Source organism: Streptomyces sp. NPDC091280 (assembly GCF_044768565.1).
In the GTDB taxonomy this organism is placed as follows: domain Bacteria; phylum Actinomycetota; class Actinomycetes; order Streptomycetales; family Streptomycetaceae; genus Streptomyces.
The window spans coordinates 77,033-86,499 of sequence record NZ_JBIVUZ010000026.1 but is presented as its reverse complement, the minus strand read 5'-3'; the positions used below and the strand labels follow the sequence as shown (position 1 = coordinate 86,499).

Genomic DNA, 9,467 nt, shown 5'->3' with positions numbered 1-9,467 from the left:
CAGTCGATGTCTACCGCCGCCTGGCAGCAGACAACCCAGCCGCCCACAACCCCAACCTCGCCACCTCACTGACCAACCTCGGCAACCAGCTGTCGGCGGTAGGGCGGCGGGAAGAAGCCCTGACCACCACCCAGGAGGCAGTCGATGTCTACCGCCGCCTGGCAGCAGACAACCCAGCCGCCCACAACCCCAACCTCGCCACCTCACTGACCAACCTCGGCAACCAGCTGTCGGCAGTGGGACGGCGGGAGGAGGCCCTAACCGCTGAGCTGGAGGCGGTAGAGATCTACCGTCGGCTGGCGGCAGACAACCCGACCGCCTACAACCCCGACCTCGCCGGCTCGCTGTCCAACCTCGGCATCCATCTGTCGGCGGCGAAGCGGTGGGAGGAGGCCCTAACCACCACCGAGGAAGCGGTAGAGATCTACCGTCGGCTGGCGGCAGACAACCCGGCCGCCCATAACCCCAACCTCGCCACCTCGCTGATTGTTTGGGCATTGGTGCGTTATGAAGCACAGCAAGACCCATCTGGAGCGCTGCAAGCTACGCGGGAAGCGATAGAGATCTACCGTCGGCTCGTGACAGTGGCACCTGCGCCGTTCCTTTCACCGCTCCGCTCTGCGCTGGGCTTGCAGGCGGACCTACTCCTCAAGCTCGGGCGGGTGCGAGAAGCGAGAGACATCCGGACCTGGCTCGCAGCGAACGACCCGGCTCCGGCTCGCAGCAGTGAGTAGTTCTGAGCTGCGGTCAGGAGGCGGGCCGGTAGGTGGCGGCCGGGCCGACCGGGTCCGGGCCAGATTCGGGCCCGGACCCGGTCGACGGCCGACTCCGCCACCAGACGCGCCTGGCGGACGGCATCGAGGCTGAGCTGTTCGGCGACCAGCTGCGCGTCGACGAGGTCCTCGCCACGCAACGCGAAAGAGGTCAGCCGGGCCGCTACTTCGGATGAGGTGTGTGGGGGTTCCGGAGTCCTGGTGCCGGGCAGCCGTCGGCTCTCCCGTGGGGAGGTCGGAAGGGACGGCGGGCCCCGCCACCGCGAGGACGGCAGGGCCCAACAGGGGTCCTCACCTGGGGGATTGGATCGGTACCCGTCGGCACACCATGCACCACATACCGGCCACAGCGATAGATCAAGGCTGAAAGTATTCGATCTCCGCATGCATGGCGCCAAGGCACTCCCACCGGGGGCAGCAGGGGAATGCCTCCCCCGCACGGCTTGTCGCCCCTCTACGGTGATGACCCATGACGAACCAACACCGCCGGCAGCGGGCGGCCGTGGAACTCCTGACCATCTGGACCGGCGACGTCTACAACGAGGACTTCGCCGACCCCGAGGACTCCGGCTACGTGCCCCTCGCGTGGACCATGGACCACGACGGCCACCTCCAGGGAGAACTCCTCGCCGCGCATCTGACCCACGACGACGCCGTCGAACAGCTCGGAATGTCGGAATGTGGGCCGACTACCTCGGCATCGACCTGGAACGAGCAGAGGACGACACCGTGCGGGGAACGCGCCCGTACACACCCGACGGGCCGACCGGCGTCACGGTCAACGTCTCGCTCCTCTTCAGGAACGGCACGACCCCGCTCCCGCCCGCGGGGTCTTCCACCGCCCGGGCGCGGGCCGCCTCCTGCTTCATGGCCAGTGCGAGCTGGGCCTGGTGGTCCAGGACCGCGATCTTGATGGCCGCGGTCGGGGCGGGCAGGGCCGCGTTGAGGTAGGCATCGACGCGCTCGATGACCTTATTCAGTTCAGGGGCGGACGGTTACAACCTGCTGGCCTGCTCACCATGAAATCTCCGGACCGTCGGCGACGGCGTGGAGGCACGCCGAACTGTCCCAGCAGCACGGCCTGGTCCTGGTCCACATCGGCCAGGGCCTACAGCAGCGTCCGCAGCAGCCCGGCGAGCCGCTCCGTGATGCCCGGCACCGCGAGGTTTGTGCCATAACTGGCGATCTGTGACATCCCGTGTCTCGGCAGTTCATCCCGTCCTGCGGTCGGCGGGTTCGGTGCCCTGGTTTCCGCGGAGCGCCCACGAATTCGGCTCGTCCGCTGATGGGTCCCGCAGACCGGTGAGCACCAGGACCGTCATCACCGCCGCGGCCCCCGCCGCCACACCGAAGCCACTGTGTGCACCGCCCGCGTCCACCACACGCCCCGCGACTGCTGCGGCGCCTGCCATTCCTGCCGCGCTTGCGGAGTTGCCCCAGGTGAACGCCTGGGTGAAGACCGCGCGCGGGACCGACGACTCGGTGAGGACGGAGGTGAGGATCAGCAAGACCGGCACGGCGAGTCCGGTCAGGGCGAGGGTGGCGCCGACCGCGAGGGGTGCGTCGAGGAGGGTCAGGGGGAGAGTCGTGAGAGTGAGGCAGGCGGCGGCCGTGGCTTGGTGGCGCTGGGGCGAGCCGCTGCGACGCCAGGCTCCGTAGGCCCAACCGCCCACCAGATTGGTGCAGTTAGAGGCGAAGTAGAGCAGTGCTGCCGCGTCCGGCGTGCCGCGTCCGACAGCGTACGCGGCAACCGACACCTGCATCGCGCCGAAGAACATCCCGAGCGTGAGGCCGAGCGCGGCCTGCCGCAGGAATGCGGAGCGGAGCAGGGCGCGTCCGGCGTGCCGGCGTTCGGCGTGGCCGGTGAGGGGCGGCGTGGTGCGGCGCTGGGTGGCGAGGGCGAGTCCGCCGCCGACGACGAGCGCGGCGGCAAGCAGCACCCCGACGCCTGGGCGGCCCGCCGCACCGAGGACGCTCACCAGGGCCGGGCCGGCCAGGTAGGACACGCCGTTGGCGAGGGCCTCGAGGGCGAACGCGGTGGGCAGCGCGGCAGCACGTTCGCCGGACAGCAGGGCGGACCAGCGCGCAGCGGACAGGGCACCGAGTTGAGGCAGTGTTGCCCCGACGCACACCCCGGCGACGAGGTCCGGAACGGCTCCGACGAGCAGCAGGGCCACGGCTCCGGCGTGTGCGCCCAGCGCGCAGGGAAGTACCCGCGTCTGCCCGAACCGGTCGACGAGGCGCCCGATCTGGGGCCCGGCGACGGCGTCCGCGACAGCGAACCCGCCGGTGACGAGACCTGCTGCGGCATACGACCCGGTGCGGGTGTGCACCAGCCAGACAATGCCGATCCCCGTCATGGCGATGCCCAGGCGCCCAAGGGCGGCGGGAAAGAAGAAGGCCGCGGCACCCGAGGTGCGCAGCAGGGTGCGGTAGTTCGTCGAAGCCGAAGGCACGACGCATCCCTTTCGTTGCCCGGCGGGACGCGCCACGCGAGGTCGTCGGCGTCCGGATGTGCCGACCCGTGGCTGCGCCTGAAGCCGTCCAGTGGTGGCGTGGAGCGGGGACGCGCACCCCACGCCGACTTCGTCACCGGGCAGATGTCATGCGGTAGTTATGACCACCTCGAGCGTAGAGGAACGGCGCGCAGAAGCGAACAATCGAGTTGTCGGTGCGGCGTCTGTTCTGCGACAACCAGGACGCGCCAGGCGCCGCGCGCCTACGATGGGTGACCGCACCACTGCGCAGCGCCGGGGAGGACCGGTGGAGCCAGAGGACACCGGGACCGAGAACATCTGCCCGCGCCCCGACTGCCCGCCCAGGACGCCCCCGCCGCAGACGCGTGTGGACACCGCGCCGGCTCGCCTGAACGCGTTCCACGGGCGCCGGGTGATGGCGAACCGGCAGGGTGCCACCTGGTCCCTGGAGGCTCAGCCCTGGGCGGGGAAGAAAGCGGTCGCCGACATCGCCGCGCGTCTGGCCAAGTGGGGGCTCCGCAAGCCGGCGGAACTCGACGACGTGGTGCTGCTGCTCGTCTCCAGCGTGGTCGGGGACGGCGGCCGGCACATCAGCGTCCACCTCGCCGAACAGGACCACCAGGCGCTGATCCTCGCCCTCAGCCACCAGCCCGAAGCCGCCGACGTCCAGGACCAGGTCCTGCCGCGCCTGCACGACCTCGGGGCCGTCAGCTGCAGAACCGAACTCACCCCGGACGGACGGCAGGTCTGGGCCGTCCTGGACTGCACCGGCTGACTCACCAGGCACAGGTCAGGCGGCGAATCCGATGTTGGTGACGTACTCGTACTGGCCCCACTGGGAGCCGAGGTCGGCGAGCTGGTCGACCCACGCGTCGTCGAGGCCCTGGCCGTCGCCGGTCGCCCATGCGGCAACGATGCGGTCCCAGTGACGCACGTTCAGCGTCCGGAACTCGACTGCTCGTTGGTGGGGTCGGGTCACCTGGGACTGGTTGAGCGGGTGGATCTCGACGCGGGTGCCGCGGTTGAGGCGGGCCAGGAGGTAGCGGGCGACGTTCTCGCGCCGCACGGTGCGGTAGGCCTGCTCGATCGCGGCGAGGTTCTTCCGTGAGGGGGTGCGGGTCCCGGCGAGCCAGGCCTGCACGGTGCGGTCCGTGACGGTCAGGCCGGCGGCGCGGGCGGCGGCCCGGGCGTGGTCGGTGCGGGTGAGGTAGTGCAGGCGGGCGAGCAGGCCGCGCTGGACGGTGATCGGGGTGGCGATGTAGCCGGCGAGCGCGTCGAGCTGGCGGGCGACGGCCTCGTGGCCTTTGATGCCGCGGGCGCCGAATTTGCCGAAGTCGATATTGCGCTCAGGCATTTCCGGCGCCCTCGGATTCTGTCGTGGTGCCGACGGTGTAAACGTCCTTCACCTTGACCTCGGCAACGCTCCTGCCCTCCGGGAAGACAGCGCGCCATTCGCCGGTGACATGCAATTCGTCGGTGCCCATCGCGCGTACCACCATAAGGCCTTCATCGTAGGCGCGGTGGGCTTTCCACCACAAATTCGCGAAGGCCTGGGAGCGGATGAGGTGCATCCAGTCGGTGCGGTACAGCTCCCGGTTGTAGTTCGACTCGCCCATCGTGGAGACGAATTTCGAGTACATGGCCTTCACGTATTCGAGTGTGACGTCGTCGCCGTCGGCGATCGCCCTGTCGCGGGCGTCTTTGAGGGTGATGCGGAATTTCTCCAGCAGGCCTTCGGTGGCGCCCGATGTCCATGACTCGTGGATCACGGGCGGTTCGCACAGGGCGTACTTGGGGCTGGAGATGCGTAGCAGCAGGCGCAGGGTCGGCTCGGTGACCCACAGCGGTCCGGGCTCGTCGCGGTTGCCGATCGGGTTGGGCAGGACCTGGTCGTGGTCCCAGGAGGGCGGGGTGATCAGGTGGATGCCGGCGCGGCGGCGGTCGTGGTGGTCGCCGGTGGTGTGTTCCAGCTGGCCTAGGGGGAGGTGGGTCTTGAGCGCGGAGAGGTAGGCGCCGTTGATGTCGAGCGCGGTCACCTCGTGCACACCGGCCGGTAGTTGGGGGCGGCTCCATTTGGGGCGGGCTTCCCAGATCCGGTCGGCGCCGTGGGCGGTCTGCTTGCGCAGGACGTCGGGCAGCCACGGGTGCGCGATCACGTCGTACCGGCCACCCCTGCGCGTCTGGTCGAGCAGGGCCATCGCGTCCGGGATCGCCCGCTTCACCAACGCCGCGGTCGCCGCTTCGGCATCGCCGGCGGTCTCGGCGAGCACAGCCGTGACGGCGGATGCGATCAGGTCCGGGGTGTCGGCGGTCTGCATGCGGCGTCCGACCGGCACCACCTTCACGCTGCGTCCGGCCTGCCGCACCGGCCTGTCCGGGGGCGCCGGAGCCGGCCGCGCGTCGGTGCGTCCGGCCAGCTTCTGCTCCGGTTCCGGTTCCGGTTCCGGGGTGGGTTCGACGGCCGGGACGGGTTGAGCGGGGCCGCAGTCGGCGGGGGCGAGGTGCTGGGGGAATCCTTCGACCTGGTGGTGGGCGGGGTGCCCGCACAGGACGCACGGCTGTGGGACGGCGAGGTCGTCGTCGATGTCGTCGAGGTCGTCCGGGTCTGCCGGCCCGTCGGCTTTCGCCGGCTCCTCCGCGGGGTCGGGGGCGGGTTCTGTGTCCGCGGGTGCGGCGGTGTCCGACTTGGTGCGGGCTGCGTTGAGGAAGTACGCGTACTTCTCGCGGACTTCGCCGCTCGGGTCGCGTCCGGACTCCCAGCCCCCGATGGTGGACGCGCCGACACCCAGGGCCTGTGCGAGCTGGGCGCGCGAGACGTTCAGTGCCTCCCTCAGGGGTCGGCGTTCTCCGGCCGGCGGCAAGGGGGTTTCCTGCCGTGCCCGGGCGAGCAGGGCGTCGATCGCCTCGAAGTCCGTCATCGGGCTCCCCCGTCCTGCACGGCAGCGGCAGTCCGGCGGCGGGCGTGGGCTGCTGTGCGGCCGGACCCGGCCGGCCTGCGGCGGTGCGCGGGCAGGGACTCTGCGGCCCGGGTGGGGCCGGCGAGGAGTTCCAGTACGTCGATTCCGTAGTGCGCGGCCACGGCCTCGCAGTCGGCCAGGCTCCAGGCGGCCGTTGCGGACTGACGGCGGCTGACCTGTGCCTGGCTCACCCTCAGCGCGGCCGCGAGATCGGCCTGCGACTCGCCCGTCGCGTACAGGAGCGCGGCGATCGCCGACCGCACCCGCTCGTCCAGGCCCATGCTCATAGCAAGAAGTATACAGGATATGCACTGATGATGCGGATATTGCAACCCTGGTGTGTTCGGTTGCGCCGGGCGTCGCGGTGGAGCCGGTGCCGTTGAGCACGGTCCGGCGATCCTGGACCGGAGCGGGTCGGGGCAGCCTTGACCGTGCGGTCGGCGGCGCCTTCGCGGGCAGCGGGGTACTGCCGGTTGGGCGCCTGTCAGGCTGTCAGGCGCTGGTGCCTGTCAGGCGCCGGTGGAAGATGTCCGGATGCCGGATGTGACGCTGCGTCCGCATCAGGGCGAGGCCGTCGACTGCGTCGTCCGGGCGCTTTGCGGCCTCCGGGGGCCGTATGCCCGCCGACGGGCTCAGGGCGCAGGTCATCGCCGCTGCCGGGTCCGGGAAGACGCTGATCGGTGTCGAGGTGGCGCGCCGGCCGTCCGCCCGCCGTGTGGGGGTTCTGGTGCCCACCCTGGATCTCCTCACCCAGATGACGGGTGCGTGGCGTCGGGGCGGGCGCGGGGCGCGGCGGTGGGGGTCTGTTCTCTGCGTGCGCGGGAGAGCAGGGGCGTGCCGTGCACGACGGGTCCGGCCGAGCTGGTGGAGTGGACGTCGGGGCCGGATCAGGATCCGGTGACGGTGTTCGCGGCCTGTGCCTGTGTCGGCAAAGGCGTCGTGCGGCGGGCGCACGGGGCCGGACTTGCCGGTGTGGGACCTGATGGTGGTGCTCGCTCACGCGGCCCGCCGGGCAGAGAGTGCCGTCGTTGTGTCGTCGATGCCGTGCAGCACGGCGGCGCGGATCGCAGGCGGCGGCATGCCCGAGGCCGGCGACGGCGAGGCCGGTCGCGTGTCCGGTGGTCATGCGGGGCGGCTGAAGCGGCGGGCGGCCCAGAACAGGGCCACGGCTCCGAGGGCGAGCAGGAGGGTGGCTTCCAGGAGCAGCGGGGGCTGCCAGCCCGACCACTCGATGCCCGCGGTGGCCGCGGTGGCCGCGTGGTCGGGTGCGCGCAGGGCGATGCAGCGGCGCAGCAGGTCGACGCCGTAGGCGAGGGGGTTGGCGGCGGTCAGGGTGTGGGTCCAGCCGGGCAGGTTCGTGACCGGGAAGAAGCCGCCGGACAGGAACAGCAGGGGTGTCATCACGAGGCCGAGGAGCATGTGGAAGTTCTCGGGCCGGTCCAGGCTGACGGCCAGCAGCAGGAGCAGGGCCGTGACGGTGAAGGAGACCAGGATCATGCCCGCCAGCAGCAGTGCCAGGAGGAGGGGGTCGTAGGGCAGGCCGACGGCTGTGCCCAGGGCGAGCAGGACGGTGCCCTGGACGGTGGAGACGATGGTGCCGCCCGCGCAGCTTCCGAGCAGGAGGGTGAAGCGGCTGACCGGGGCCATGAGGAGTTCGCGCAGGTAGCCGCTCTGGCGGTCGGTGATCAGGCGGATGCCGACCACGATGGCCGGTGCCTGGACGGTCATCACCAGCACGCCCGGGAAGAGGTAGGTCTGGTAGCCGACGCCGAGGGAGGAGTGGGGGATGACGGCGGCCAGGCCGCCTCCCAGGACGAAGAGGTAGAGCACCGGCTGGAGCAGCATCAGGGCGGTGTGGGTGCGCTGGGACGCGAGGCGCAGGAGGTCGCGGTGGACCAGGGCGTGGACCGCCCGTAGTTCACGGCGCAGGACCGTTCCCGGCGCACGGCCGGCAGCGGTGGCGCCGGTGGCGGTGCTGCTGGTGGCGGTGTCGTCGGGGGTACCGGATGTGCCGGGGGCGGGGAGGGCGGGTGCGGTCACGGGGCGTCCTCCTGGGCGGTCGAGCTCGTTCCACCCGGATCCGGGGCGGCGGGGGCCAGGGTGTGCGGTGCCGGGGCGGCCGGATCCGGGTGGGGGCCGGGGGTGTGGATGCTGCGGCCGGTGTGGTGGAAGAAGACGTCGTCGAGCGTCGGCGGGGTCGCGGAGGCGGCGTGCACCGCGATGCCGTGGGCCTGAAGCGCCGCGCACAGACGGGGAATCCAGGCACTGCCGCAGGACACCCGCAGGGACAGCCCTTCGTTGTCCAGGGTGACGGCGAGGCCCGGCGGCGCGGTGCGGCCCACGATCTGCCGGGCCGCGGTGTCGTCGCCGGTGCGCAGGGTGACACGGTCGTCGCCGATGCCAGCCTTCAGCGCGCGGGGCGTGCCCTGGGCCACGAGCCGGCCGTGGTCGATGATGCCGATACGGTCGCAGTTCTCCGCCTCCTCCAGATAGTGGGTGGTGACGAAGAGCGTGCTGCCGTGCCGGTCGCGCAGCGCGCGCAGATGCTCCCAGACCTCGGCGCGGGCATGCGGGTCGAGTCCGGTAGTCGGCTCGTCGAGGAAGAGCACCTCCGGCGCGTGCAGCAGACCGCGGGCCAGCTCCAGACGACGGCGCATGCCCCCCGACAGGGTGCGTACCGCGGCGTGGAGGCGGTCGGCCAGTCCGACCGCCTCCAGCGCCTGGGCGGTACGCACACGGGCCTGGCGGCGGCTCAGCCCGTAGAGACGGGCGTGGATGAACAGGTTCTGTCCCACCGTCAGGTCCGGGTCCAGGGCACTGTGCTGGAAGAGCATCCCCACCCGTTGCCGCACCCGCTCCGGCCGGGTCCGCACGTCGGCACCCGCCACCGTGGCCCGTCCGGCGGTGGGGCGGGCGAGCGCGCAGAGCAGGGAGATGGTGGTGGACTTCCCCGCACCGTTGGGACCCAGGAAGGCGTACGTCTCCCCCCGCAGCACGTCCAGGTCCAGTCCGCAGACCGCATACATGGTGGTGCCGTGGGGGCCCGGGTAACTCTTGACCAGGCCCCGCGCGCTGACGGCATACACAGAGCGGCCGGCAGGCCCAACGGCGACCGGGTCAGTGAAGGCGGGCGCGGCGGCCAGCAGGGGTACGGCAGTGCGGGGGGCGTCCTCGACAGGCGGCTGCATGGTCGGGTCCTCGCTTCCGGGGGGGGTGTCGTGCGCGGGCCTCCGGCCTGCGGGCCGCAGCCGTAGCGGCTC

12 protein-coding genes are annotated in these 9,467 nt (G+C 71.4%); 5 read left to right on the top strand and 7 right to left on the bottom strand.

All coding sequences use genetic code 11. The features are described from left to right. The 3 genes from ACIQPR_RS47595 to ACIQPR_RS47585 all read left to right on the top strand — a co-directional run. A partial coding sequence (locus ACIQPR_RS47595) for a tetratricopeptide repeat protein (protein WP_403663554.1) occupies positions 1–734 on the top strand: 734 nt, incomplete at its 5' end. A 32-nt stretch (positions 735–766) separates the two neighbouring features. Beyond that, entirely contained in the window at positions 767–949 is a 183-nt protein-coding gene (locus tag ACIQPR_RS47590) for a hypothetical protein (protein ID WP_403663551.1), read from the top strand. Positions 950–1,451: 502 nt separating this feature from the next. After that, positions 1,452–1,724, top strand: a complete 273-nt coding sequence (locus ACIQPR_RS47585; protein WP_403663548.1) for a hypothetical protein — start codon at positions 1,452–1,454, stop codon at positions 1,722–1,724. 260 nt (positions 1,725–1,984) lie between these two features. Here the strand turns inward: ACIQPR_RS47585 and ACIQPR_RS47580 are convergent, their stop codons facing one another. Beyond that, positions 1,985–3,229 (bottom strand): MFS transporter, encoded by a 1,245-nt coding sequence (locus tag ACIQPR_RS47580; RefSeq protein WP_403663545.1) that lies wholly within the window; start codon positions 3,227–3,229, stop codon positions 1,985–1,987. 307 nt (positions 3,230–3,536) lie between these two features. On the opposite strand from ACIQPR_RS47580, the gene ACIQPR_RS47575 reads away from it, so the two are divergent. Next, positions 3,537–4,025: a hypothetical protein gene (locus ACIQPR_RS47575; RefSeq protein ID WP_403663542.1), complete on the top strand. Its 489-nt coding sequence runs from the start codon at positions 3,537–3,539 to the stop codon at positions 4,023–4,025. A gap of 15 nt (positions 4,026–4,040) precedes the next feature. Here the strand turns inward: ACIQPR_RS47575 and ACIQPR_RS47570 are convergent, their stop codons facing one another. The 4 genes from ACIQPR_RS47570 to ACIQPR_RS47555 all read right to left on the bottom strand — a co-directional run bounded on the left by ACIQPR_RS47570 (position 4,041) and on the right by ACIQPR_RS47555 (position 6,942). Then, positions 4,041–4,604 carry a transcriptional regulator gene (locus ACIQPR_RS47570; RefSeq protein ID WP_403663539.1) on the bottom strand — a complete coding sequence of 188 codons (564 nt, stop codon included), beginning with the start codon at positions 4,602–4,604 and terminating at the stop codon, positions 4,041–4,043. After that, positions 4,597–6,168, bottom strand: coding sequence for a helix-turn-helix domain-containing protein (locus ACIQPR_RS47565; protein WP_403663536.1), 1,572 nt, complete (start codon positions 6,166–6,168; stop codon positions 4,597–4,599). Before ACIQPR_RS47565 ends, ACIQPR_RS47570 begins: the two co-directional genes overlap by 8 nt. Further along, positions 6,165–6,494, bottom strand: a complete 330-nt coding sequence (locus tag ACIQPR_RS47560; protein WP_403663533.1) for a helix-turn-helix domain-containing protein — start codon at positions 6,492–6,494, stop codon at positions 6,165–6,167. Before ACIQPR_RS47560 ends, ACIQPR_RS47565 begins: the two co-directional genes overlap by 4 nt. Before the next feature lie 205 nt (positions 6,495–6,699). Then, on the bottom strand, positions 6,700–6,942 hold the full coding sequence (locus ACIQPR_RS47555) for a hypothetical protein (protein ID WP_403663596.1): 243 nt from the start codon (positions 6,940–6,942) through the stop codon (positions 6,700–6,702). Between ACIQPR_RS47555 and ACIQPR_RS47550 the strand changes: the two genes are divergently transcribed. Beyond that, complete coding sequence (locus tag ACIQPR_RS47550) at positions 6,824–7,108, top strand: DEAD/DEAH box helicase family protein (RefSeq protein WP_403663530.1); 285 nt, start codon at positions 6,824–6,826, stop codon at positions 7,106–7,108. The two genes, ACIQPR_RS47555 and ACIQPR_RS47550, sit on opposite strands and share 119 nt — an antisense overlap. 221 nt (positions 7,109–7,329) lie before the next feature. Here the strand turns inward: ACIQPR_RS47550 and ACIQPR_RS47545 are convergent, their stop codons facing one another. Together ACIQPR_RS47545 and ACIQPR_RS47540 are read right to left on the bottom strand one after the other, a co-directional pair. Further along, on the bottom strand, positions 7,330–8,136 hold the full coding sequence (locus ACIQPR_RS47545) for an ABC transporter permease (RefSeq protein WP_403663590.1): 807 nt from the start codon (positions 8,134–8,136) through the stop codon (positions 7,330–7,332). 107 nt (positions 8,137–8,243) lie between these two features. Continuing rightward, positions 8,244–9,395 carry an ATP-binding cassette domain-containing protein gene (locus ACIQPR_RS47540; protein WP_403663587.1) on the bottom strand — a complete coding sequence of 384 codons (1,152 nt, stop codon included), beginning with the start codon at positions 9,393–9,395 and terminating at the stop codon, positions 8,244–8,246. Positions 9,396–9,467 lie beyond the last annotated feature (72 nt).

Bases quoted from the DNA above. Each gene is read 5' to 3' on its own strand.
- ACIQPR_RS47540 (WP_403663587.1), bottom strand. From the start codon at position 9,395: ATGCAGCCGCCTGTCGAGGACGCCCCCCGCACTGCCGTACCCCTGCTG.
- ACIQPR_RS47565 (WP_403663536.1), bottom strand. From the start codon at position 6,168: ATGACGGACTTCGAGGCGATCGACGCCCTGCTCGCCCGGGCACGGCAG.
- ACIQPR_RS47570 (WP_403663539.1), bottom strand. From the start codon at position 4,604: ATGCCTGAGCGCAATATCGACTTCGGCAAATTCGGCGCCCGCGGCATC.
- ACIQPR_RS47585 (WP_403663548.1), top strand. From the start codon at position 1,452: ATGTGGGCCGACTACCTCGGCATCGACCTGGAACGAGCAGAGGACGAC.
- ACIQPR_RS47560 (WP_403663533.1), bottom strand. From the start codon at position 6,494: ATGAGCATGGGCCTGGACGAGCGGGTGCGGTCGGCGATCGCCGCGCTC.
- ACIQPR_RS47550 (WP_403663530.1), top strand. From the start codon at position 6,824: ATGCCCGCCGACGGGCTCAGGGCGCAGGTCATCGCCGCTGCCGGGTCC.